The sequence below is a fragment of the Pseudomonas sp. BT-42-2 genome, from assembly GCF_025847435.2.
GTDB classification, from domain to species: Bacteria; Pseudomonadota; Gammaproteobacteria; order Pseudomonadales; family Pseudomonadaceae; genus Aquipseudomonas; species Aquipseudomonas urmiensis.
Map to the genome: position 1 here is coordinate 204,558 of NZ_JAOYTM010000014.1, position 23,110 is coordinate 227,667.

Below are 23,110 nucleotides of genomic sequence, written 5' to 3' on the forward strand. Positions count from 1 at the left end.
GCGTCTCTTTGCCTGGCTTGCACGAACACCATGACCGAGAACGACTATACCCTCGCCTGGGGCCTCTATGCCGTGGCCGCCCTGGGCTGCCTGCTGGTGGGCTTCAAACTCACCGGCTGGATGTGGCGTTGGCTGCGCGAACCGCTGCGGGTGATCATCGCGGTGCTGCTGCTGACCCCAACCATCGTCGATCCGGTCAAGGAAAGCTTCGCCCCGGCCATCGCCATCAGTGCCTTGGATATCGCCTTCAAGGTCGGTAACAACGCCTGGCGCGCCGCCTCGGACCTGGCCATGTACGGCATGATCGCCTTTGCCCTGTATCTGCTCTTCGTGCTGATCCGCTGGCCGCTGGAAAAACGCGCCCGCGAGCGCCGCGAGCAGGCCGATGCCGCTGCCCAGCGCCAGGTCAGCGAAGATGACCAGGTGCTGGTCGAGGCATCGGTTGCCGCCGATCACAATGACCGTTATCGCAACGACCCGCCGCCAGCGGCCCCTGGCCGCGGCCGGGTCGAGCCCCGTCTGTAAAGGAAGCCGCGCGTATGTGCGAACTGCTGGGCATGAGTGCCAACGTCCCTACTGACATTGTCTTCAGCTTCTCCGGACTGATGCAGCGCGGCGGCCGTACCGGTCCGCACCGCGATGGCTGGGGCATCGGTTTCTATGAAGGGCGCGGCCTGCGTCTGTTCCAGGACCCGGCAGCGAGCAGCGAATCGGAAGTGGCCAAGCTGGTGCAGCGCTATCCGATCAAGAGCGAGGTGGTCATCGGCCATATTCGCCAGGCCAACGTCGGCAAGGTCTGCCTGTCCAATACTCACCCGTTCGTGCGCGAACTGTGGGGGCATAACTGGTGTTTCGCGCACAATGGCCAACTGGCTGATTTCAGCGGACAGAAAACCTTCTACCGGCCCATTGGCGACACTGACAGCGAAGCGGCCTTCTGCGACCTGCTCAATCGCGTGCGTAGCGCCTTCCCGGAGCCGGTCGAGGTCGAGCAACTGCTGCCCGTGTTGGTCGAGGCCTGCGCCGAGTACCGTGGCAAGGGCGTGTTCAATGGTTTGCTGAGCAACGGCGACTGGCTGTTCTGCTTCTGTTCGACCAAACTGGCGCACATTACCCGTCGCGCACCGTTTGGCCCGGCCAGGCTCAAGGATGTCGACATGATCGTCGACTTCCAGGCAGAAACCACTCCAAATGACGTGGTCACGGTGATCACCACCGAGGCCCTGACCGAAAACGAAACCTGGCACCGTTATGAGCCCGGCCAATGGGCGCTGTGGCGCCATGGCGAGTGCATCGCCCACGGGCAAAGCTAAGGACGCTGCATGTTCAGAAGTTACCTGCGGTTGCTGCTGTTCACCTTCGGCCTGCTGGCCGGTATTCAGGTCCCGGGCATGGTCAAGGACTACACCCAGCGAGTCGAGGCGCATGTACTGGAGTCGCGCGAGGCGCTGTCGGGCTTCCAGGAGACCGCCGAGCGCTTCTTCAAGGGCGATTTGCAGGCGCTGGTGCGCCACTATCGCAGCAGTGACGATCCGGTGTTTCTCAGCGACGCCAACAGCATCGAGAGCCTGCTGATCCGCAATCAGTTGCTCGAGCGCGAGTGGCAGGCGTTGCAAGGATCGTGGTTGAGCCGCAGCTGGCATGTGTTGGTGCAGGCCGATCCACAGCTGCGCGAAGAAACCCTCAAGGGCTACAGCTACCAGATTCTGTTGGTGCCAGAGGCGATTGGCTGGGGCCTGGGGGCGGGGTTCTTGCTGGCCTTGGTGGTCGAGAGTGTGTTGCTGCTGGTCGGCTGGGTGATTCTTGGCGGGCGGCGCAAGGCGGTCAAGGAGAGCTGGCGCTGAGCTGCTGGCTTGGTGTTGGCCTGTCACGGCCTCTTCGCGGGCTTGCCCGCGAAGAGGCCGGTGAATCCAGCACTTGTCTATTTGGACAGATACTTCATCGCATCCTCAAGCCCCTGCAAGGTCAGCGGATACATCTTGTCTTCGACCAGCTCGCGGATCAGGTGGGTGGAGGCGGTGTAGTCCCAGGTCTGCTTCGGATACGGGTTGATCCAGACGATCTTCTTGAATTTCTCCTTGAAGCGCTGCATCCACACATAGCCGGCTTCCTCGTTCCAGTGCTCGACACTGCCGCCAGGCTGGGTGATCTCGTAAGGCGCCATGGCCGCATCGCCAACGAACACCACCTTGTAGTCATCGCCGTACTTGTGCAGCAAGTCGAAGGTGGCAAAGCGCTCTGACGTGCGGCGCAGGTTGTTCTTCCACACCGACTCGTACACGCAGTTGTGGAAGTAGTAGTACTCCAGGTGCTTGAACTCGGTCTTGCAGGCCGAGAACAGCTCTTCGCATACCCGCACATGGGCGTCCATCGACCCGCCGATGTCGAACAGCAGCAGCAACTTCACCGTGTTGCGCCGCTCTGGGCGCATCTGGATGTTCAGCAGCCCGGCGTCGCGGGCGGTGTGGTCGATGGTGCCATCGATGTCCAGCTCTTCAGCCGCACCTTGGCGGGCGAACTTGCGCAGCCGGCGCAAGGCCAGCTTGATGTTGCGCGTGCCCAGCTCGACCTGATCGTCGAGGTTCTTGTACTCGCGCTGGTCCCAGACCTTGACCGCCTTGCCCTGGCGTTTGCCGGCCTCGCCGACCCGGATGCCTTCAGGGTTGAAGCCACCTGAGCCAAACGGGCTGGTACCGCCGGTGCCGATCCACTTGTTGCCACCGGCGTGGCGTTCTTTCTGCTCTTCGAGGCGTTTCTTGAACTCCTCGATCAGCTTGTCCAGGCCACCGAGCGATTGGATCTGCGCGCGCTCCTCATCGCTGAGCGAACGCTCGAACTCCTTGCGCAGCCACTCTTCGGGGATCAGCGCCTCCAGGTGTCGGTCGAGGCTCTCCAGGCCCTTGAAGTAGGCGCCGAAGGCTCGGTCGAATTTGTCGAAGTGTCGCTCGTCCTTGACCAGAATCGCTCGGGCGAGGTAGTAGAACTCGTCCATGTCGGCGAACACCACCCGCTGCTGCAGGGCCGCCAGCAGGTCGAGCAGTTCGCGCACCGAGACCGGCACCTTGGCCGCGCGCATTTCGTTGAACAGGTTGAGCAGCATGACCGGCTCCTGTCAGCGATTGCCGCGTCGGCTCATGAATGCCAGGCGCTCGAGCAATTGCACGTCCTGCTCGTTCTTGACCAGGGCGCCGGCCAGCGGCGGGATGGCCTTGGTCGGATCGCGCTCGCGCAACACCGCTTCGCCGATATTGTCGGCCATCAGCAGCTTGAGCCAGTCGACCAGTTCGGAGGTTGAGGGCTTCTTCTTCAGGCCCGGCACCTTGCGCACATCGAAGAACACATCCAGCGCCTCGCTGACCAGCGACTGCTTGATGTTCGGGTAGTGCACATCGACGATCTTCTGCAGGGTGTCGCGGTCGGGGAAGGCGATGTAGTGGAAGAAGCAGCGGCGCAGGAAGGCGTCGGGCAGCTCCTTTTCGTTGTTCGAGGTAATGATGATGATCGGCCGCTGCTTGGCTTTGATGGTCTCGTCGATTTCGTAGACGTAGAACTCCATCTTGTCGAGCTCTTGCAGCAGGTCGTTGGGGAACTCGATGTCGGCCTTGTCGATCTCGTCGATCAGCAGGATCACCCGCTCTTCAGACTCGAACGCCTCCCACAGCTTGCCCTTCTTCAGGTAGTTGCGCACATCGTGGACCTTGTCCACGCCCAGCTGCGAGTCGCGCAGGCGGCTCACTGCGTCGTACTCGTAGAGGCCCTGGTGGGCCTTGGTGGTCGACTTGATGTGCCAGGTGATCAGCTTGGCGCCGAAGGAAGCCGCCAGTTGCTCGGCGAGCATGGTCTTGCCGGTGCCCGGCTCGCCTTTGACCAGCAGTGGGCGCTCCAGGGTAACCGCCGCGTTGACCGCCAGTTTCAGGTCGTCTGTGGCGACGTAGTCGCGGGTGCCTTCGAACTTCATCAACCTATCCTCTGTGCGGGGTGTCAGTGGCGGCCTCATCGCGGGGCAAGCCCGCTCCCACGCATTCTGTGTGTAGCGCGGCGTGGGAGCGTGCGTACCCCGCGATAGGGGCGGCCCAGACAACATTGTCTATGTGTGTCAGCGACTATACCCCGGCCCCAGGCACGTGCAAACGCAGACCGGGTATTCAGTCCCTGAATGGCCCGTCACGCAGGCTCAGTCGGAATCAGGCGCAGGTTGCTCATATCGTGCATTGAACGCCTGCACGAAACCGTTACGCAGAATCTGCAAAAAGGCCTCAAACCCGCTGATGTCCTGCTGATGGACACTGCCGCTGAGTTCCACGCGGGTGGCGAACTGGTTTTTCGGCTGGTTTTTCAGCACGGTTTCCGAGGCACCGACCAGCGCCTCCCAGATCGAACGGAAGAAACCCTTGTCCTTGTTCTCGACATCCTGCTGCCAATTGAACACATCCACATCGCGCAGCAGCGGCTTGATATAGCCATTGAGCCGACCCTTCTCGGCCTGGGCCTCGATCACCACATCGCCGTGGCCGGCGTTGAAGTCGAACTTGCCGTAGGCGCTGGCGAAATCGTTGAGTCGACGCAGCTGGATGCCCGTAGCACGCAGGCGGAACTCAAAGTCGTCGAAGTCGCTGAACGGATCGAAGGTCGCCCGGCTTTCCACCTTGGCGTCACCAAGCAATAGCGCAGAACCTTCGAAGCTGGCATCACGCCGGCCTTTGTCGTCGCGCACATTGGTCAGGTTGCGGATACTCGCTTGCAATCGAGTGGCCTTGAGCTCGACGGGCGGCTTGGAGTTGTAATTGCGAAAGGTCAGCGTGCCATTGTCGATGCGCACTTCATTGAGGGTGATCGGCAGCAGCTTTTCCAGCTGCTGACGCCAGTCGGTGCCACGACCGGTCTGCGAATTCTGCTTGTTGCCGCCGTCGACGAAGTTCAGCTCTGGGCGGACGAACACCACTTCGGCCACCACGGCCCGGTCGTACCACAACGCGTGCCAGCTCACCGACAGGTCGATCAACGGCGCATCGACAAACGGCACTGGCACTTTGCCGGTGGTCTTGACGATCTTCAACCCGTTGATCTGGTAGGCCCCTCGCCACCAGGCCAGGTCGACATCGGTGATCTGGCCACGGTACTCGCCCATGTCGGCGAGCTTGTCGTTGAGGTAGTCGCGCACCAGGTAGGGCAGCGCCAGGTGCAGCGCCACCAGCAGCACGGCCAGGCTGGCCAGGCCGACCAGCGGCCAGCGATAACGCGCTTTCATCGAAGGCTCTCCAATCGAGGATGTCCGGTTGACCGCAGGCCCGTCGCGGGAGTTCGAACGGGCTTTACGCTCCTCTCGGGCAGGCTTACCCTTGAAGCTTTCCCCGCTCGGTTAAGGACCCTGCCATGAGCCGTATCTACGCAGACAACGCGCACTCCATCGGCAACACGCCGCTGGTGCAGATCAACCGTATCGCCCCGCGCGGGGTGACCATCCTGGCCAAGATCGAAGGGCGCAACCCTGGCTACTCGGTCAAGTGCCGGATCGGTGCCAACATGGTCTGGGACGCCGAAGCCAGCGGCAAGCTCAAGCCGGGCATGACCATCGTCGAGCCGACCTCGGGTAACACCGGTATCGGCCTGGCCTTCGTCGCCGCCGCCCGCGGCTACAAATTGTTGCTGACCATGCCCGCCTCGATGAGCCTGGAGCGGCGCAAGGTGCTCAAGGCGCTGGGCGCCGAGTTGGTACTGACCGAGCCTGCCAAAGGCATGAAGGGCGCGATCGAGAAGGCCAACGAAATCGTCGCCTCCGACCCTGCCAAGTACTACCAGCCGGGCCAGTTCGACAACCCGGCCAACCCGGCGATCCACGAAAAGACCACCGGCCCGGAGATCTGGAACGACACCGATGGCGCGGTCGACGTGTTGATCGCAGGCGTCGGCACCGGCGGCACCATCACCGGCGTGTCGCGCTATATCAAGAACACCCAAGGCAAGCCGATCTTGTCGGTCGCCGTCGAGCCTATCGCCTCGCCGCTGATCAGCCAGACCCTGGCCGGCGAAGAGCTCAAGCCCAGCCCGCACAAGATCCAGGGCATCGGCGCAGGCTTCGTGCCGAAGAACCTTGACCTGTCGCTGGTCGACCAGGTCGAGAGGGTCAGCGATGAAGAGTCCAAGGCCATGGCCCTGCGCCTGATGCAGGAAGAGGGCATCCTCTGCGGTATTTCCTGCGGCGCGGCAATGGCCGCGGCGGTGCGCCTGGCTGAGAAGCCGGAGATGCAGGGCAAGACCATCGTGGTGATCCTGCCTGATTCGGGTGAGCGCTACTTGTCGAGCATGCTCTTCGCCGATCTGTTCACCGAACAGGAAAACCAGCAGTAGGCATTCAGTCAGTGCCGGCCTCTTCGCAGGCAAGCCCGCTCCTACACATGCCGCGCAATTCTGTAGGAGCTGGCTTGCCTGTGATGGTCTGCGTAGCAGTCGCAAATGAGCTATTGCCTGACCCGGCGCAATACCCAGCCACGGCCTTTATTACAAAATCTTCAACATTGCTATCCGACCCAAGTTGTTTTTACCCGCGTCGGATGGGTTTATGATGTCCGGCTATCTGGAAGCGATGGCCTGATTTCCTATTCCAAGGAGTGTTGCATGACCTTTTCCTTTGTCGCCAAGGCGGGTGTTCTGCTGGTGTTCTTCGGCAGCGTGCTGTTCGTGCACCTGCGCGGCAAGGCCCGGCTGCCGGTGCTACGCCAATTCGTCAACCATTCGGCGTTGTTCGCTCCCTACAACAGCCTGATGTACCTGTTCTCCGGCGTGCCGTCCAAACCCTATCTGGACCGTCAGCGCTTCCCTGAGCTCGATGTGCTCAAGGACAACTGGCAAGTGATTCGCGAAGAGGCCATGCGCCTGTTCGACGAGGGTTACATCCGCGCCGCCGAAAAAGACAATGACGCAGGCTTCGGCTCGTTCTTCAAAAAGGGCTGGAAGCGGTTTTACCTGAAGTGGTACGACAAACCGCTGCCTTCGGCGCAAGCCCTGTGCCCCAAGACCGTCGAGTTGGTCAGCAGCATTCCCAACGTCAAGGGCGCGATGTTCGCCCTGCTGCCCGGCGGCAGCCACCTCAATCCGCACCGCGACCCGTTCGCCGGCTCGCTGCGCTATCACCTGGGCCTATCCACGCCTAACTCGGACAACTGCCGCATCTACGTCGACGGCCAGCCGTATGCCTGGCGTGACGGTGAAGACGTCATGTTCGACGAGACCTTCGTGCACTGGGTGAAGAACGAAACCGAGGTGACTCGGGTGATCCTGTTCTGCGACGTCGAGCGCCCGCTCAATAGCCCGCTGATGACCCGCATCAACCGCAAGGTCAGCGCCTTCCTCGGCCGCGCCACCGCGCCGCAGAACACCGACGACGAGCGGGTTGGCGGCATCAACCAGGCGTACGCCTGGAGCAAGCGCTTCAGCAACAAGATCAGTAGCCGGGTCAAGCAATTCAAACGCGCCAATCCCAAGGCTTATCGAGTACTGCGGCCGGTGTTGGCAGTGGTTGTCGCTTACCTGCTGTATCGCTGGTTGTTCTGAGCCCAGCATCGCCGGGCCAAGCCTTGTGGGAGCGGGCTTGCCCCGCGATGAGCGCAACGCTATAGTCAAGCCCATTCACCTCACCCAAGAGCCTGCGCATGTCCGCCATCCCTGCCACCAACGCCTTTGCCATCGCGCCTGTCGCGGGCATGGTCGTGCGTGGTAGCCAGCAGCCGGTCATGCTCAGTCACTACCCACCACCTGTCAGTGGCGTTGTCGGGGGCGTAGTAACCGCGCCTCCTTGCGTGGTCGTGCTGGGCTGATCGGCGTCTTGCCGAATCCTCCCGCACCCGCACGCTACTGAACACGGTCGGCACCTTCGCTCGCTGAAGCACACGCCCGCCGTTTGGCTTATTTGCCTGCATACAGGTGGCACTACATGTTCGTCTTCAATAAAGCATCCGTGGCCTCGGCGGCCACTACCAGCCTGTTCGTCCTGCTGTGGAGCAGCGGGGCCATCGTCTCCAAACTCGGTCTGGCGCATGCCAGCCCGTTCGCGTTTCTACTGTTGCGCTCAGCTCTGGCGCTGTGCGGGCTGTTGCTGATCAGCCCGCTGCTGGGCCTGCGCTGGCCGCGTTCACCGCGGGCCATCCTGCAGGCCCTGGTCACCGGTTGTGTGTTGCTCGGCGCCTATCAGATCTTCTACCTGCTGGCGTTGAACACCCATGTCACCCCAGGGGTGATGGCCACGGTGATGGGCGTGCAACCGATCCTCACCGTGGTGCTGATGGAGCGCCAGCGCTCCTTGAGCCGCTTGTTTGGCCTGGGCTTGGGCTTGGCCGGGTTGGTCATGGTGGTCTACCAAGGCATCAACCTGGGCGGGGTGTCCCTGGTCGGGATGCTGTTCGCCTTGCTGGCGCTGGCGAGCATGACCTTTGGCTCGATCCTGCAAAAGCGCATCACCGACAACCCCATGGGCACCTTGCCGCTGCAGTACCTGGCCGGGTTTGTTTTGTGCGCGTTGTTCGCGCCGTTGCAGAACCTGGAGGTGGATTTCACCACCGGCTTCATCGGTGCGTTGTTGTGGATGAGCCTGGTGGTCTCGCTGCTGGCGACGCTGTTGCTCTACCGGCTGATCGCCCGGGGCAACCTGGTCAATGTCACCAGCCTGTTCTACCTGGTGCCGGCTGTGACTGCGGTGATGGACTTGCTGATCTTCGGTAACCGCCTGGCGCCGCTGAGCTTGCTGGGGATGGGGCTGATCGTGATCGGCTTGTTGTTCGTGTTCAGGACGCCGGCCGCGCGCTTGGCACAGGCCCATCGAGAAGGGTGAAGGTTGGCCAGGCCATCGGCAGACGATGGCCTGGTATTACAGAAACTCTGCGGGGATGGCGTGGCGCAACACGCCTTCCTCGAACGCCAGGGTGCCGGCTTCGCGCTGGGTCAACAGGTAGTAGAGCAGGGTATCGAGCGATAGGCGTGGCGGCACGTGCACGGCGAGCATCTTTACCGCTTGCTCGACTTCGCAGGGGCAACCGAAATCGCTCAAGGCCGCGCTGACCTGTTCAAACGCGCCTGGCGCCTTGACCACTATCCGAAAGACCGATGCACCGCCATTGCCGTGCAGGGCGGCAAACCAGGTTTGCTCACCCTCGTCGGTGACGCTGATGATGTCGCCGGGGGCAATGCCATAGGTATAAAACGGGATGCTGTCGATCAGGTAGCCGGCGTCTACTTGTTTGGCCCACAGGCCTTCGACCGAGGCGGGTGGGTAGCCTTGGGCGTCCTGCTCCAGGCGGAACAGGATTTTCTTGAAATGGGGCTGGGGTTGGACGGTCATGGTTGTGGCTGCTGGGGGTGGGCTGCTGGGTATCGTACGGCGGATTGGCGCAGGTGTCTGTACCGACGTCATCGCGGGGCAAGCCCGCTCCCACGCAGAGCCTACGGGGGCTGCGTGGGAGCGGGCTTGCCCCGCGATAGCGACTTAGAAGTAGTAGCCGATGTTGATGTTGGTCCGGTAGTACCAGTCATTGCTGCCGACGGAACTAGTACTGGTCCAGCCGGTGCCATTTTCCGCCCCGCCAAATGGATTGGCGTTGCGCGCCCAGGTCAGGTCGATCCAGGCCATGATCGGCATCGCCAGGAACTGCGCCCCGACCGTGAACATCTGCGAATCATCCCAGCCGCTTTTGTCTTTCATCATCCGACTGTAGTCGGTATACAGCTTGATCTTCTTCAGCTGGCCAAGCCTGGGTGTGTACACGTCATAACCCAGGTTGACCGCGGCAATGGTCGCTTTCGAGGCGATCAGGTAGGCCGGCGTCAGGCCGTTGCCGCCCATCAGCACCGCATCGTCGCTGACCCCTGCGGGGTTGCTCGGGTCATACTCATAGCGAATCGCCTGGCCGGTCACGGTCCAGGGGCCATGGTTGAACAGGGCGTGCACACCACCTGCCCAATAGTCGCCATCATCGTCAGTGGTGGCGTTGTACAGCTGGGCGGCGGCCAGCGAGGCGCCGATCTCGGTCTTCCAGCCCTCGCCGGTGAAGGTTCGGGCAACGCGGGCGTTGAGCTGGTTGCGCTTTTCGTTGTCCTGGCGCGATTGGGTGAAGGGCACGGCGTTGTCGTTGAGGTCGGCATAGCGGCCGACCTCCGGCGAGTAGCGCAGGCTGGAGGGCAGCATGCGGGGGAAATAGCCCAGTTGCAGGTCCCAGTCCCGATCCTTGTAGCTGTACTTCAGGCCCGTACCGGCGCTGACCCCATAACCCATGAAGAACGGGATGTGGTAGCTCCAGCCAAACTGTGGGTAAGGCTCAAGGCCGAACGGCTTGAACGGTGCACCCAGTTGCAGGTTGGACTGGGGGGTGAAGCGATAGCCAATGTAGCCACGGTCGATGGAGCGCTTGCCGTCGTCCTGGAACCAATAGCCGACATCGCTGAACAGCTGGCGGTGACTGGCCTGGACATCCAGGCGAAAAGTGTCGAACAGAAACCGGCCGTTGTTCTCGGTGGTGTCCCAGTGCTCGTCGCGGTAGTTGATACGCAGGGCGCCGCCGATATCCAGGCTGCTTTGGCCGTCATCGCTGCGCCAGGCGATGTGCGGGAACGGCTTTTTCACCGCAGGCGGTTGGTCGGGGGTGGCGGGGCCGGGTTCGGAGGCGAAGCTGGCACAACTGCTGACGATCAGACCGAGGCTTATCACATATCTGTTCATACCATGCCCTGCAAGGTTGGGGCGTTTCTGCGGGCAAAACGGGGGCGTCATCCACAGTGGGATGTGTGCGAGGCAACCTGTTTTACCGGCGGATAACGGCTGGAGTTGGTTTTATTGTTTTAGGGGCGATACGGTGTTTCAAGTGTGAATGCCTAAGGGCTAGAGCAGGTTCTGTGCCAGTGTTGTTAATTAATTAAATTATCAATTAAAACAATTATTTATATTTGAAACGCGGCAATTTGTATCGCCCTCGAAACAGCACCTGAAGGCAGTTACGTAAATGCCCAGAGATTGCGCATAAGTGCACGATGCGTGGCCTCATCGCGGGGCAAGCCCGTTCCCACGCAACCCGGTGTGCACTGGCTAACGTGGGAGCGGGCTTACCCCGCGATGAGGGCCGGTTTTCCGGCCAAAAAAAACCGGCCACCAAGGGCCGGTCAACTGCGCGTGCAAGCAATGGGGTCAGTTCACAGATCAAGCACCAGGCGGCGACTCTTGCACCCGGAAACACACACCATCATCGAGCCATTGGCCGCTCGCTCGGCCTTGGTCAGCACGCCATCGCGATGGTCGATATCACCTTCCAGCACGCGTGTCTCGCAAGAGCCGCACACCCCTTCACGGCAGCTGTAGTCGATATCGCAACCGGCCTCAAGCAACACATCGAGCAGGTTCAACCCTGGCTCGATATGCAGCGTCTTGCCCGACTTGCTCAGCTCGACGCTGTAGCTGTCCTGGGCATCCTCCGCTGGCGGTAACTCGGCGGCAGTGAACCGCTCTATGTGCGCATGCGCATAGCCCAAGTTCTCACAGGCGCTCTCGAACGCATCGAGCATCGGCGTCGGCCCGCAGCAATAGAAGTGGGTGTCTGCCGGGCGCCCGGCCAGATACCCGGGCAGATCCGGCAAGGCATCTTTTTCATCGTTGAAGTGATAGATCACCTTGGCCCCGAGCCCGGCGATCTGTTCCAGCAACGCCGCCTCGCGACGCGAGCGGGCGCAGTAGATCAGCTCGGCCGAGCGCCCCAGCGCCAGCAACTGGCGGAACATGCAGTAGATCGGCGTGATGCCGATGCCGCCGGCCACCAGCACGCTGTGGCTGGCGCGGCTGTCGAGGGCGAAGTTGTTGCGCGGCTGGGAGATCTTCAGCTCCGTGCCCACGCGCAGTTGCTCGTGGACAAAGCGTGAGCCGCCGCGGCTGTTGCGATCGCGCAGGATGCCGACCACATAACGGCCTTGGTCGCTCGGCGAGTTGAGCAGCGAGTAGCTGCGCACCAAGCCGTTGGGCAAATGCAGGTCGATGTGCGAGCCGGCCTCGAACGGCGCGAACACGGTATCGCCCCAGGGACGCAGCTCGACGCTGATGATCCCTTCGGCTTCATGGCGCAGGGTGTGCACCAGCGCGCTGATGGTGGAGGAGTTGGACATCGGTCACCTCAGGTTCAATAGCTCAAGGCAGTTGCTTTGCGTCGATCAGGGCCAGTTGTTCTTTGGCCTTGCCTTTGAGGTAGCGGCGCAGGCGCACTACGCCCAGGTCATGCTGGTAGAGGTTCTCGCGCTGGTTGGCGTCGAACTCCATGAACTCCAGCAGCACCCGGTCCTGCTCCAGCACCGCCCAGTGGCGCGCTTCCAGGCGGTTCTTGTAGAGGAAGCGCCAGGTGTCGCGCTGCCAGCCGCTCAGCGGCCGCGCGCGCCAGTGGAATACCGCCGACAGGGCGCGGCTGCTTGGGGTGTAACTGCCGATGATGGTGAAGTTGCCGCCTGGGCCGCCGGTCTTCGGGTAGGGGATTTCCAGGCGCAGCCAATGGCAGCCGTTGTCGAGGAACTCAGTCCAGTCGAAGTTGACGCCGCGCTGGCCTTCTTTTTCGAAGAAGAAACCCTGCTCGGTGTCGCGGGTGACGAACTTGGCGGTGGCCTCGCCCTCGCTCATCGAGTGCGACATCTTGTGCAGGTAGGTGCCGTGCATCGGGTCCATGACGTTGTCGAGCACGTAGCGGTAGTCGCCTTTCCACTCGGTGTAGCAGAGGAAGCTGCTCCACTCGGGTGAAGTCAGCTGCTCGGGCAGCACCAGCTCAGGTGGCCTCTCCAGGTGCGGGTCGGTGGCGTTGAACAAAAAGATCGCGCCTGCCGCTTCGCGGGTATGGAACATCCGCGTCGGTCGGCTGCCTTCGAGCTTGCAGCCAGGGCTGCCGGGCACCTTGGTCACGGTGCCGTCGCAGCGCACTTCGACGCCGTGGTACGGGCACTGCAGGCGATCGCCCAGCACCGGCCCTTGCGACAGCGGCGCGCCGCGATGCGGGCAATGGTCTTCCAGGGCATGGACGCTGCCGTCGTTATCGCGCCACAGGGCGATCTTGTAGCCCAGGCGGCGAATCGACACCGGTTTATCGCTCAGCAGATCCGACGGCAGGACCGGGAACCACAGGTCTTTCAGGCCATTGGCCAGGTGTTGTTCAACAGGGTCGACGGTTACGTGCATATTCATTTTGTTTTACCTCCGGTGGGTCATGCGCCCAGCCGCGCCATCAGGGTTTGGTAGGCCTCTGCAGTCCACTCGCCGCTGGTCAGCGGGCAGGGCGGGCCGGCCAGGTTGAGGTGGGCAAGCAAGTCGCCCAGCTCGCTCACGCCATTGCCGAAGGCGCGTTCGATGGAGTCGCCGAGCAGGTCTTCGAACGGCGTGTTGGGGCGTTTGCGCGCCTGGTGCGGTTGCAGGTAAACCTCGGGTGTGCTCATGGGATCGACCTCAGTTGTTCTTGGGCTTGTCGGTGAGGAATTTGCCTTGTGGCGCCTCGACGTGTTGCTGGCGCCGGGTGTTGCCATCGATGCCGCCGGCAATCGCCCACTCGGCGAACACGGTCGGGCCGGGTTCGAATTCGCGTGGTTGCCATTCGCCGGTCAGTTGGTCTTCATCGGCGTAGTACTCGACCAGAGCGCCGGCCGGGTTCTTGAAGTACCAGAAGAACGCCGACGACACCGGGTGGCGGCCCGGGCCGATCTCAGTGGCCCAGCCGCAGCGCGAGATGTGCATGCCGCCGCCGAACACTTCATGCAGGTCGCGCACGGTGAAGGCGACGTGATTGAGCCCGGCGCGGGGCGCTGGCAATTGCAGCATGAACAGGTCGTGGTGGCCGCCTTCCTCGGCGGTGCGCAGGAAGGCGCCGCGGTTGGGGTAGCGGTCCGAGGCCTGGAAGCCGAAGCGCTCGTGGTAGAAGGCCTCGCAGGCATTCACATCCTTGACGAAGAACACCACGTGGCCCACTTCGATGGGGGTGGCGCGCTCGTAGACCGGCGCCGGCTTGTTGATCCGGCCTTTGCTCTGCCAGGTGTTGTGGCCGCTGCATTCGATGTCCAGCGCGCGCTTGCGGGTGACTTGCAGGCGGATCGCCAGGCCGTTGGGGTCGGTGCAGCCAATGCGCCCGTCACCTTCGACAAAGCCTGGGTCGTTGGCAATGCGCTGGCTGTACAGCTGCAGATCGGCCTGGCTGGCCACGCCCCAGACCACTTCGCGCACGGTCGAACCGGGCTCGATGGCCGGCGGCAGGCCGGGTTTGTCGATGGCCGCCAGCACCACCCGGCAGCCATTGAGGGTTTCGAAGATCACCTGGTCGGGTTGTTCGCTGACCTTGCTCAGGCCCCAGTCGGCGAAGAACCGCACGCAGCTGTCGAGGTCTTCCACGCCATAGGTGACTTCGTCGATGCCCAGAACGCTCATTGCCCTGCCTCCACGCCGGCCCAGGCCAGCGGCTGTTGGTTCATGCCCCAGTAGAGGCTTTTCTGTTCCATGTATTGCAGGATGCCCAGGCGGCCTTTCTCACGGCCCAGGCCGCTGTCGCGCCAGCCGCCGAACGGGGTCGAGATGGAGAACTGCTTGTAGGTGTTGATCCATACCGTGCCGGCCTGCAACTTGCGCCCCAGTGCCCAGGCGCGCTTGTAGTCGCGGCTCCAGATGCCAGCGGCGAGGGCATACAGGCTGTCGTTGGCCTGCTCGATCAGTTGCTCTTCGCTGTCGAAGGGCAGGGCCACCAGCACCGGGCCGAAGATTTCTTCCTGGCACACCTGCTGGTGATTGCCCAGGCCTTCGAGAATGGTCGGCGGGTAGAAGTAGCCCTGGTCGAACATGCCGCCGCTGAGGCGCTCGCCCCCCAGGCGCAGGTGGCCACCCTCGGCCAGGCCCAGGGCCACGTAGCGCTCCACCGACTCGCGGTGAGCGGCGCTGATCAGCGGGCCCATCTGCGTGCGCTCGTCGGCCGGATCACCCACGCGCAGTTGCGCGGCGGCAGCGCTCAGGCGAGTCATGAAAGGCTCGTACAGGGCGCGGGCGACGAACAGCCGGGAGCCGGCGATGCACGCCTCGCCCGAGGAGCTGAAAATGCCATACAGCACCCCGGCCACGGCGTGGTCGAGGTCGGCGTCGTCAAGGACGATGGTCGGCGACTTGCCGCCCAGTTCCAGCGACACCGGCATCATTTTGTCTGCGGCGATATGGGCGATGTGCTTGCCGGTGCGGGTGCCGCCGGTGAACGACACACGCTTGACCAGCGGGTGGCGGGTGAGGGCATCGCCGAGCAGCGAACCTTTGCCCGGTAGCACGCTGATCAGCCCCTTGGGCAGGCCGGCGTCCTCGCAGATCTGGGCTAGTTGCAGGGCCAGCAGCGGGGTGATTTCCGCCGGTTTGATCACCACCGCATTGCCGCCGGCCAGGGCCGGGGCGACCTTCTGCGCTTCGCTGGCAATGGGCGAGTTCCACGGCGTGATCGCCGCAACCACGCCCATCGGCTCGTAGACGCTCATGCTGAGGAAGTCGCCGCGCGAGGGGGTGATGGTTTCTTCCAGGGTTTCGCACGCTGCGGCGAAGAACTGGAAGGTGCCGGCGGCACTGGCGACCAGGGCGCGGGTTTCGTTGATCGGCTTGCCGTTGTCCTGGCGCTGCAGCTGGGCCAGTTCTTCGGCGCGTTGGCGAATCAGCTCGGCGATGCGGTACAGCACGGCGGCGCGTTCGTGCGGTTTGCGCTGGGCCCAGCCGCTGTGCACGAAGGCGTGGTGCGCACCCTGCACAGCGGCCTCGACATCGTCCAGGCTGGCGGCATTGAGCCAGGCCACCGGCTCGCCGGTGGCCGGATAGCAGCTGGCGTAGCGCTCACCAGCGCCCAGGCGCCAGGTGCCGGCGATGCAGATGGGTAAGGTCTGTTCCAGTGTCATTGACAGTCCCCTAGATGGAAATGGCATGGGCGTGGTTGCCAAGGGCGCGAACCACGCTGTAGACGGTCAGCGCCGAAGTCTTCGGATTGGCCGGCAGCGGCTTGCCGCGCAGGCTCATCTCGAAGCGGCCGAAGGCGCCACGGGCTTGAAACTGATGGACGTTGTCCTCGCTCAGCGGGTCGGCGATCAGCGTCACCCGGGTGCGGTCCAGGCCCAGGCCGGCCAGCGACAGGGTGGCGGCGACGTTGGCGTTCTTCGGGTACAGCCGCGCCGCTTCACGGGCGCTGCCTTCGAAGATCACGGTCGGCTCGCTAAGGCTGTCCAGCTCGCACAGCTGCTCGGCCGGAGTGTTCTTCCAGGCCCGCGCAGGCTTGCGCCCTACGTAGTCGACCGAGTCCAGGCCACCGACCTTGGCGGCCGACAGCGCATCGATGCCGCCGATTGCCCCCGGTAGCAGCTCGATGCGGGTGTTGCCGCGCGCCGCTGCCGCTTCCAGGCGTTCGACCAGGCCGACCTCGGACAGCGCACCGACCGAGACGATCAGGCAGGCGATGCCGCGCTCCAGGGCCGGCAGCACGTGTTCTTCGATGGCCTTGTGGCCGGCGCACTCGACCAGCAGGTCGGGGCGTGCATCGGCCGGCAGCGCGGTGAGCACCTGGGGCGGCTGGCGGAAACTGGCCAGGCGCTGGCGCACCAGCTCTGCCGAACCTGCCGAGGCGATCACCGCGTCGACGCACAGCTGCGGGTCTTGCTCCAGCAGTTCGAGTACGCCGACGCCAATCGCGCCACAGCCGATCATGGTGATATGCAACATGACAGACTCCTCAGGCGGTGGCCTTCTGCGCCTTGGTTTCGCTGTTGGGCGGGCCTGCGAACTGGGTGGCGAAGCCGCCGACGCTGAGCATGTCGACTTCCAGCAGGAACGGGCCTTGTTCGCCGAGGGCGCCATCGAGCACGCTGCCGAAATCCTTCAGGTCGCTGACCAGGCCATGGCGCAGGCCGAGCGATTCGGCCAACTTGCTGTAGTCGGGGGTGTGCAGTTCGACGTAGGCGTGGCGGGCGCCATAGATGGCGTCCTGGATGTTGCGGATGACGCCGTAGCGCTGGTCGTTCATCAGCAGGATCACCACGTTGGCCTTTTCCTGGACCAGGGTCGCCAGCTCGCCGAGGTTGAGGATGAAGCCGCCATCGCCAGCCAGGGCGAACACCTTGCGTCCCGGCGCGGTTTCTGCTGCCGCTACTGCCGCACCAATGCCCATCGCCAGGCCTTGGCCGATACCGCCGCCCAGGGCGTGTACGCCAGACAGCGGGTGATACAGGTTGAGCAGGCGGTTGCCCCAGATGCTGTTGGACAGGGTCACATCGCGCACCCAGGTGAAGTTGCGCCCGGTCTGCGCCTGCAACTGCTCGACCATCGCCGAGTACGGGCCAAGGTCGGCGACCAGTTGCTTGCGCGCTTGCTCGCGCACTGCCTTGAGTTCAGCGAGGAAGTTGGGGTCGATGTTCAGTCGCCCTTGCAAGCGGTCGGCCAGGCCATCCAGGGCCAGTGCCGCATCACCGCAGATGAACAGGTCGCTGGGGTAGCTGCGGCCTTCGATGGCCGGGTTGACGTCGATACGCAGAGTGGTGCGCGGCAGCTTCAGGGCGTACTTGAAGGTTTCGTTGCTGCGCAGGCGTGAGCCGGCCACCACCAGCGCATCGCAGGTCTGCAGGAAGCCTTCGACCAGCTTGTTCTGGGAGAACGCGCCCAGGCAGCGTTCATCGTCTTCGTTGACCACGCCACGGCCTTGAGTCGAGGTGATCACGCCGACGCCCATGTCCAGCAGGCGCTTGACCTGCGCGCCGGCATGGCGCGCGCCGCCGCCCAGCCAGAGCAACGGGCGGGTGGCGCTGGCCAGGCGTTCGGCGACCAGGTCGAGCGCTTCTGCGGCAGGTGCGGCGACCGGGATCGGCAGCGGCGAGAGGTCGCTGGGCATGGGGATGTAGGTCGACTGGATGTCGATCGGGATCTCCACGCTGACCGGCCCGGTCGGCGCGGTCAGGGCAGTCTGCACGGCCAGCTTCAGGGTACTCAGTGCGGTCTCGACGCTGCGCACGCGAAATGCCGCCTTGGACACCGCCTTGAGCATGGTCAGTTGATCACGCGCTTCGTGGATGTAGGCCAGCTCCTGGTCCAGGTACGGCGTTTCGATCTGCCCGGTGATGTGCAGCAGCGGGGTGCCGGCGGTCAGCGCTTCGACCATCGCCCCAGCGGCGTTGCCGGCGGCGGTGCCGGTGGAGGTCAGGCACACGCCTAGGCCGCCGCTGCTGCGGGCGTAGGCGTCGGCCATGTTGGTCGCGCCGGCTTCGCCGCGGGCCATGACGAAGCGGATGTTGCCGCGTACGGCGAAGGCATCGAGGATCGGCATGTTGTGGATCGAGATCACGCCGAAGGCCGCCTTGACCTCGCATTGCTCAAGGAACGCCGTGATGACGGCACCGACGGTGACAGTGTTTTCGTTACGCATGGCGGGACAGGCCTCCGGATACATCGATATGACTGCCAGTGGTGTAGGCCGACAGCGGTGAGGCGAGGAACAGGATCGCCTGCGCCGCTTCTTTCGGCAGGCCCAGGCGGCCCAGGGGAATGTGTTTGCGTTGGGCGAGCTGCTGGGTCCATTGCGACCAGTCCAGTTCGCGCTCTTCGCGGGCTTCGAAGCGGCGGCGCCATTGGCCGGATTCGACCAGGCCGATGAGAATGCCGTTGACCCGGATGTCGTGTTCGGCGAACTCGTACGCCATCGAGCGCACCAGGTTCTTCAGCCCGGCACGCGCCGCGGAAGTGGCGACCATGTGCGGCTCGGGCTGGCTGGCCAGCAGCGAGTTGACGCAGACGATCGAGGCGTTCGGCTGGCCCTGCAGCTGAGCCATGAATGAGCGTACGGGGTTGATCACCGAGAAGAATTTAAGCTGCAGTTCCTCGTTCCAGGCCTCGTCACTGGTGTCGGCAAAGGTCGACACGCGGCCTTGCCCGGCGTTGTTGACCAGCACCTGGGCCGGGCCAAGGGTAGCCAGGCTGGCGGCGGCGAAAGCCCGTACGGATTGGGCGTCGAGTACGTCGCACACCTGGGCCAGCAGTTGCGCCTGGGGGAAGCGCTGGCGCAGGCGCGCTTCGGCACTGTCCAGGCGGTCTTGATTGCGGCCGCAGAAGGCCACCCGCGCGCCGGCTTCGAGCAGCAGTTCGACGCAGGCGTAGCCGATGCCAGAGGAGCCGCCGGTGACGATCGCCGTGCGCTCATGAAGTTGGTAGGGATTCATCTCAGTCCCTCATCAGCGCGGTGACGCGGCCGTGGCCTGCGTTGGGGGTGTAGTTGAGCAGCCGCGACAGCTCATCGGCGCTGCCGCGTACCTGGCCGAGCAGGTTGGCGAAATTGACGTGACCGATCTGCACGGTGGGGATGGTCAGGCCGAGCGCGGCGACCACCTGGCCGCTGGCGTCGCGCACGGGCGCGGCGACCGTGGAGATGGTCGACTCGAAGAAACCTTCGCCGCTGACATAACCGCGCATACGGTCGGCCTGAACCAGGTCGAACAGCTCCAGCACGGTCTTTGGCGTGCACGGCGAGAACTGTTCCAGATGTTCTTCCGGGTACAGCTCGCGCAGCTCGTTCAGGCTCAGGTCGGCCAGCAGGATACGCCCCAGTACCGTGGCATGGGCCGGCAGGCGAGTGCCGACGGTGACCGCGCTGGAGAACACCGACGGCGGCGAGACCTTGGCCACGTAGACGATCGAGCGGCCATCGCGCACCACCAGGTTGCTTGGGTAGTTCAGGTGATCGCACAGTCGCGCCAGCAGCGGCTGGCCCAATTCGGTCAGCTCCAGCGAGGCCAGGTATTCGAAGCCCAGGCGCAGCACCGACATGCCCAGGCGGTACTCGTTGCCGCTGCGGGTGACGAAGCCCATGGTTTCCAGGGTGGTCAGCAGACGGAAGATGGTCGAGCGCGGCAGCGACAGCCGCCGGGCCAGTTCGGGGGCGGTCAGGGTGCGGTTCTGCCGGCTGAATTCGCACAGCAGGAGCAGGCCGCGTTCCAGGCCAGGGACGATGTACTTGTCCTGGTTTTCCTTTAACGAATCCGTATCGTTCATAGCACGCTACCTGTGAGAGAGGCGTCCAGTGCCCGGGCCAGTAGCCCGATCACGGTGTGTGGTTGTTCGATGGCGCAGGCATGGCCGGCACCGACAATGAGGCTGAAAGGGGCGCCCAGGCTTCGCGCCAGGGCCTTGCAGTCGTCGGGGCGGGTGATGCCGTCGGCGCTGCCGCAGTGCACTTCGCAGGGTGGGGTATCTGCTGGCCGTTCCAGCGCTATCGCGGGGCAAGCCTGTTCCCACGAAACGCTACGGCGGGCTGCGTGGGAGCGAGCTTGCCCCGCGATAGCGTCAGCACTGCCAGGCGCATAGCGCAGCAGGTGGTCGCCACACAGCAGCTCGATGGCCTGGCGGTAGCCGTGGGGCAACAGCCGCGCCATGTTCCACTGCACCCAAGCCAAGGCCATTGCGCTGGCGCTGGGCGAGAGCAAGTGTGCGCTGCGTTCGCGGGCCAGCTGCGCGATGCCCAGCAGCTCCAGGCTATGCAAGCGCTTGTCGCGCACCACTCGGCCCTGCTCGGCCAGTTCCGCCGCGCCGTAACCGCGTGCGGGGCTGAGCAATACCAGGCGGCTGACCCGTTGCGGATGAGCCTGGGCAAATGCAGCGGCGGTCAGTGCGCCGAGCGAGTGGCCGACCAGCACGCAGCGCTCGATACCCAGCGCATCCAGCGTCTGCAACAGCCGCCCGGCGTAGTCCTTAGCATTGGGCTTGGCCGTCGGCAACGGCGCCGACTGGCCGTAGCCGGGGGCCTCCCAGGCAATCACTCGCGCCCGCTCGCTCAAGCCCAAGGCCACCTGCAGCCAACTGGCGGCGCCCGAGCCGATACCATGCAGCAGCACCACGGCCTCGCCGCTGCCGGCTTCGCGCAGCGCTTGCTGACCGTCGTGCAGACGCAGCAGGCGTTCGCCGAAATGCTGCTCAAGTTGGCCGAGCAGCGGCGCCAGGAGGTTGTCGGTGACCGTTGTCATCGGCTTACCCGCGCTTGATCGAGGCCAGCGGGTGGGCTGGCGGGTAGGTGGGGGTGACCGGCTTCTTGGCGCCGAGCATCACGCACATCAGCGCGTCTTCGTCACCGATGTTGATCTCTTCGCGGTATACCCCTGGCGGTACCGAGATCAGGTCGCGGTCGGTGAGGATGGTCTCGAAGCGCTCGCCGTCTTTCTCGATGACCACCTTGAGCTTGCCGCGCAGCACGAAGAACACCTCTTCCACGTCGGTGTGCAGGTGCGGTGGGCCTTCATGGCCCGCCGGGATGACCATGGTGGAGAAGGTGAAGTGCTCGGACGGGATGGTGTTCATATCGCTGTTCACACCGGTGCCGCCGGTGCCCACGTAGCGCATCTGTGCGCGGCGGAACTTGGGGTCGTAGTCGGCTTGGAACTTCAGCGCGTCCCAGTCGTAGCGGCGGGTCTGGTAGCGGGCGATGCGGGTCTGCATCCAGCTGGCCAGGTCGGCGCCGGCGGGGCGCTCCCAGGTTTTCGGGGTGGCGTGTTGCAGATTAAGGTCGGTCATGAACAGTCTCCTTGCTCAGGGCATGACGAACCCGCCGTTGACCGGCAGGGTTTGTCCAGTGATGAAACGCGACAGGTCGGACAGGGCGAACAGCACCGCGCCACTGACGTCATCGGGCAGTTGCGGGCGCTGGATCGCGCGTTGTTCGGTGTACAGGCGGTGACGGGCCTCGGGCACGTAGGCGGTGGCCTCGACCAGCACCAGGCCGGGGGCGATGGCGTTGACGGTGATGTTGGCGTTGCCCAGCTCGCGGGCCAGGCTGCGGGTCATGGCGATCACCGCGCCCTTGCTGGCGACATAGGCGAGCAGGTTCGGCGCGCCCCACAACGGCGTGTCGGAGGCCAGGTTGATCACCGCGCCCCGGCCACTTTCGCGCAGTGCCGGCAGGGCCGCGCGGGTCATCAGCCAGGTGCCACGCACATTGACCTGCATGACCTGGTCCCAGGTTTCGATGTCCAGCTGTTCACAGCTCTTGCCGCCGGAGTTGGTGATCGAGGCGTTGTTGACCAGGCCATCGAGGCCGCCCAGGCGCTTGACGGTGCGTTCCATGCAGGCGTCGATGGAGTCTGGGTTGGCCAGGTCCAGGGTGACCCCGCTGACATCCAGGCCCCGTTCGTTCAGTTCGCAGGCCGCTTGTTGCACACGACCGGCGAGCACGTCGGCGATCACCACCCGGGCGCCGGCCTGGGCGATCGCTTGGGCGAAGGCATAGCCCAGGCCACGGGCGCCACCGGTGACCAATACGCGGCGGCCTTCGAGCAAGTTGTTGAAGGAGCTCATCATTGGGTACTCAACATGGCTTTGGGGAGGTAGTGCAGAACGCGTTTCTCGGCCCAGACCACCGCGCCGTAGGCCAGCACGCCGATCAGGGTGAGCATGACGATGGCGACGAACACCCCAGCGGTGTTGCCCTGGCCTTCGGCATCGACCAGCAAGAAGCCCAGGCCTTGGTTGCCGCCGACCAGCTCGCCGACGGTGACGCCGATCACCGCCAGGGTCGAGGCGATGCGCAAGCCGGAGAACAGCGCGGCCATCGCCGAAGGGAACTCGACCAGGCGGAAGACCTGCCAGCGGCTGGCGTTCATGGTGCGTACCAGGTTGATCATGTCCGGGTCGACTGTGCGAATCGCCGAGAGCACGTTGATCATCACCGGGAAGAACACGATCAGGATGGCGATGAGGATCTTCGGGTAGATGGTGTAGCCCAGCCACATCACGAACAGCGGGGCGAAGGCCACCTTGGGCGCGATCTGCAGCGCCAGGATGTATGGCGAGAGCATCGCTTCTGCCGACGGCGACAGGCCCAGCGAGACGCCGATGGCCACCCCCAGCAGGGCGCCCAGGGCGAAGCCGACGATGATCTCGAAGGCGGTGATCAGGGTGTGTTCGAGCAGGTTGCCGGACTGCCACATCAGCAGGCTTTCCTGGGCCACGCGGCTTAGTTGCGGCATGACGAACTCCGGCATGCCGAGCAGCCCCGGGCCCCATTGCCAGAGCACCAGGAACAGCGCCAGCAGGGCCACGCTGCCGGCGACGGACGGATTGAGGTTTCTCATCGGGCGATTACCT

The 23,110-nt window shown here is 64.0% G+C and carries 25 protein-coding genes; 7 read left to right on the plus strand and 18 right to left on the minus strand.

Annotated features, from left to right (window positions below):
* Window positions 1-30 precede the first annotated feature (30 nt).
* Genes OIU19_RS18340 through OIU19_RS18350 form a run of 3 tightly spaced genes read left to right on the plus strand, consistent with a single transcriptional unit; the run spans window position 31 to window position 1,844 of the window.
* Window positions 31-525, plus strand: coding sequence for an MFS transporter (locus tag OIU19_RS18340; protein ID WP_264236200.1), 495 nt, complete (start codon window positions 31-33; stop codon window positions 523-525).
* A gap of 14 nt (window positions 526-539) precedes the next feature.
* Window positions 540-1,313, plus strand: a complete 774-nt coding sequence (locus tag OIU19_RS18345) for a class II glutamine amidotransferase (RefSeq protein ID WP_264236201.1) — start codon at window positions 540-542, stop codon at window positions 1,311-1,313.
* A 9-nt stretch (window positions 1,314-1,322) separates the two neighbouring features.
* On the plus strand, window positions 1,323-1,844 hold the full coding sequence (locus OIU19_RS18350; RefSeq protein ID WP_264236202.1) for a DUF2937 family protein: 522 nt from the start codon (window positions 1,323-1,325) through the stop codon (window positions 1,842-1,844).
* 77 nt (window positions 1,845-1,921) lie between these two features.
* On the opposite strand, the gene OIU19_RS18355 is transcribed toward OIU19_RS18350, so the two are convergent.
* The 3 genes from OIU19_RS18355 to OIU19_RS18365 all read right to left on the minus strand — a co-directional run bounded on the left by OIU19_RS18355 (window position 1,922) and on the right by OIU19_RS18365 (window position 5,248).
* Complete coding sequence (locus OIU19_RS18355) at window positions 1,922-3,100, minus strand: VWA domain-containing protein (RefSeq protein WP_264236203.1); 1,179 nt, start codon at window positions 3,098-3,100, stop codon at window positions 1,922-1,924.
* Between the two features lie 12 nt (window positions 3,101-3,112).
* A complete protein-coding gene (locus OIU19_RS18360; protein WP_186557470.1) occupies window positions 3,113-3,958 on the minus strand; it encodes a MoxR family ATPase in 846 nt (281 codons plus the stop codon).
* 216 nt (window positions 3,959-4,174) lie between these two features.
* Complete coding sequence (locus OIU19_RS18365; RefSeq protein WP_264236204.1) at window positions 4,175-5,248, minus strand: DUF748 domain-containing protein; 1,074 nt, start codon at window positions 5,246-5,248, stop codon at window positions 4,175-4,177.
* Window positions 5,249-5,373: 125 nt separating this feature from the next.
* Here OIU19_RS18365 and cysK point away from each other — a divergent pair, with 125 nt between their 5' ends.
* The 4 genes from cysK (at window position 5,374) to OIU19_RS18385 (ending at window position 8,824) form a co-directional block, all read left to right on the plus strand.
* On the plus strand, window positions 5,374-6,348 hold the full coding sequence (cysK, locus tag OIU19_RS18370; protein ID WP_264236205.1) for a cysteine synthase A: 975 nt from the start codon (window positions 5,374-5,376) through the stop codon (window positions 6,346-6,348).
* Window positions 6,349-6,615: 267 nt separating this feature from the next.
* Window positions 6,616-7,551 carry an aspartyl/asparaginyl beta-hydroxylase domain-containing protein gene (locus OIU19_RS18375; protein ID WP_264236206.1) on the plus strand — a complete coding sequence of 312 codons (936 nt, stop codon included), beginning with the start codon at window positions 6,616-6,618 and terminating at the stop codon, window positions 7,549-7,551.
* Window positions 7,552-7,649: 98 nt separating this feature from the next.
* Window positions 7,650-7,814, plus strand: a complete 165-nt coding sequence (locus OIU19_RS18380; RefSeq protein WP_264236207.1) for a hypothetical protein — start codon at window positions 7,650-7,652, stop codon at window positions 7,812-7,814.
* Between the two features lie 116 nt (window positions 7,815-7,930).
* Window positions 7,931-8,824: a DMT family transporter gene (locus OIU19_RS18385; RefSeq protein WP_264236208.1), complete on the plus strand. Its 894-nt coding sequence runs from the start codon at window positions 7,931-7,933 to the stop codon at window positions 8,822-8,824.
* A 36-nt stretch (window positions 8,825-8,860) separates the two neighbouring features.
* Here the strand turns inward: OIU19_RS18385 and OIU19_RS18390 are convergent, their stop codons facing one another.
* The 15 genes from OIU19_RS18390 to OIU19_RS18460 all read right to left on the minus strand — a co-directional run bounded on the left by OIU19_RS18390 (window position 8,861) and on the right by OIU19_RS18460 (window position 23,097).
* Window positions 8,861-9,331, minus strand: a complete 471-nt coding sequence (locus OIU19_RS18390; RefSeq protein ID WP_264236209.1) for a DUF4265 domain-containing protein — start codon at window positions 9,329-9,331, stop codon at window positions 8,861-8,863.
* 144 nt (window positions 9,332-9,475) lie between these two features.
* Window positions 9,476-10,705 carry a hypothetical protein gene (locus OIU19_RS18395; RefSeq protein WP_264236210.1) on the minus strand — a complete coding sequence of 410 codons (1,230 nt, stop codon included), beginning with the start codon at window positions 10,703-10,705 and terminating at the stop codon, window positions 9,476-9,478.
* Between the two features lie 467 nt (window positions 10,706-11,172).
* Complete coding sequence (locus tag OIU19_RS18400; protein ID WP_264236211.1) at window positions 11,173-12,132, minus strand: PDR/VanB family oxidoreductase; 960 nt, start codon at window positions 12,130-12,132, stop codon at window positions 11,173-11,175.
* Window positions 12,133-12,154: 22 nt separating this feature from the next.
* On the minus strand, window positions 12,155-13,189 hold the full coding sequence (locus tag OIU19_RS18405) for an aromatic ring-hydroxylating dioxygenase subunit alpha (protein ID WP_264236212.1): 1,035 nt from the start codon (window positions 13,187-13,189) through the stop codon (window positions 12,155-12,157).
* Window positions 13,190-13,209: 20 nt separating this feature from the next.
* A complete protein-coding gene (locus tag OIU19_RS18410) occupies window positions 13,210-13,437 on the minus strand; it encodes a recombinase-like helix-turn-helix domain-containing protein (RefSeq protein ID WP_186557461.1) in 228 nt (75 codons plus the stop codon).
* A 10-nt stretch (window positions 13,438-13,447) separates the two neighbouring features.
* The gene (locus OIU19_RS18415; protein WP_186557460.1) at window positions 13,448-14,416 is read right to left on the minus strand and encodes a VOC family protein; all 969 of its coding nucleotides are present in this window, start codon (window positions 14,414-14,416) and stop codon (window positions 13,448-13,450) included.
* On the minus strand, window positions 14,413-15,903 hold the full coding sequence (locus tag OIU19_RS18420; RefSeq protein WP_264236213.1) for an aldehyde dehydrogenase: 1,491 nt from the start codon (window positions 15,901-15,903) through the stop codon (window positions 14,413-14,415). Before OIU19_RS18420 ends, OIU19_RS18415 begins: the two co-directional genes overlap by 4 nt.
* Before the next feature lie 10 nt (window positions 15,904-15,913).
* The gene (locus OIU19_RS18425; RefSeq protein ID WP_264236214.1) at window positions 15,914-16,717 is read right to left on the minus strand and encodes an aspartate dehydrogenase; all 804 of its coding nucleotides are present in this window, start codon (window positions 16,715-16,717) and stop codon (window positions 15,914-15,916) included.
* 10 nt (window positions 16,718-16,727) lie between these two features.
* On the minus strand, window positions 16,728-18,410 hold the full coding sequence (locus OIU19_RS18430; RefSeq protein WP_264236215.1) for a thiamine pyrophosphate-binding protein: 1,683 nt from the start codon (window positions 18,408-18,410) through the stop codon (window positions 16,728-16,730).
* Window positions 18,403-19,200 (minus strand): SDR family oxidoreductase, encoded by a 798-nt coding sequence (locus OIU19_RS18435; protein ID WP_264236216.1) that lies wholly within the window; start codon window positions 19,198-19,200, stop codon window positions 18,403-18,405. Before OIU19_RS18435 ends, OIU19_RS18430 begins: the two co-directional genes overlap by 8 nt.
* Before the next feature lies 1 nt (window position 19,201).
* Complete coding sequence (locus tag OIU19_RS18440; protein WP_264236217.1) at window positions 19,202-20,029, minus strand: IclR family transcriptional regulator; 828 nt, start codon at window positions 20,027-20,029, stop codon at window positions 19,202-19,204.
* Window positions 20,026-20,997, minus strand: a complete 972-nt coding sequence (locus OIU19_RS18445; protein ID WP_264236218.1) for an alpha/beta fold hydrolase — start codon at window positions 20,995-20,997, stop codon at window positions 20,026-20,028. Before OIU19_RS18445 ends, OIU19_RS18440 begins: the two co-directional genes overlap by 4 nt.
* 4 nt (window positions 20,998-21,001) lie before the next feature.
* A complete protein-coding gene (locus OIU19_RS18450) occupies window positions 21,002-21,541 on the minus strand; it encodes a cupin domain-containing protein (RefSeq protein WP_264236219.1) in 540 nt (179 codons plus the stop codon).
* A gap of 15 nt (window positions 21,542-21,556) precedes the next feature.
* The gene (locus OIU19_RS18455) at window positions 21,557-22,324 is read right to left on the minus strand and encodes an SDR family oxidoreductase (protein WP_264236220.1); all 768 of its coding nucleotides are present in this window, start codon (window positions 22,322-22,324) and stop codon (window positions 21,557-21,559) included.
* Window positions 22,321-23,097 carry an ABC transporter permease gene (locus tag OIU19_RS18460; protein ID WP_264236221.1) on the minus strand — a complete coding sequence of 259 codons (777 nt, stop codon included), beginning with the start codon at window positions 23,095-23,097 and terminating at the stop codon, window positions 22,321-22,323. Before OIU19_RS18460 ends, OIU19_RS18455 begins: the two co-directional genes overlap by 4 nt.
* Between the last annotated feature and the right edge of the window lie 13 nt (window positions 23,098-23,110).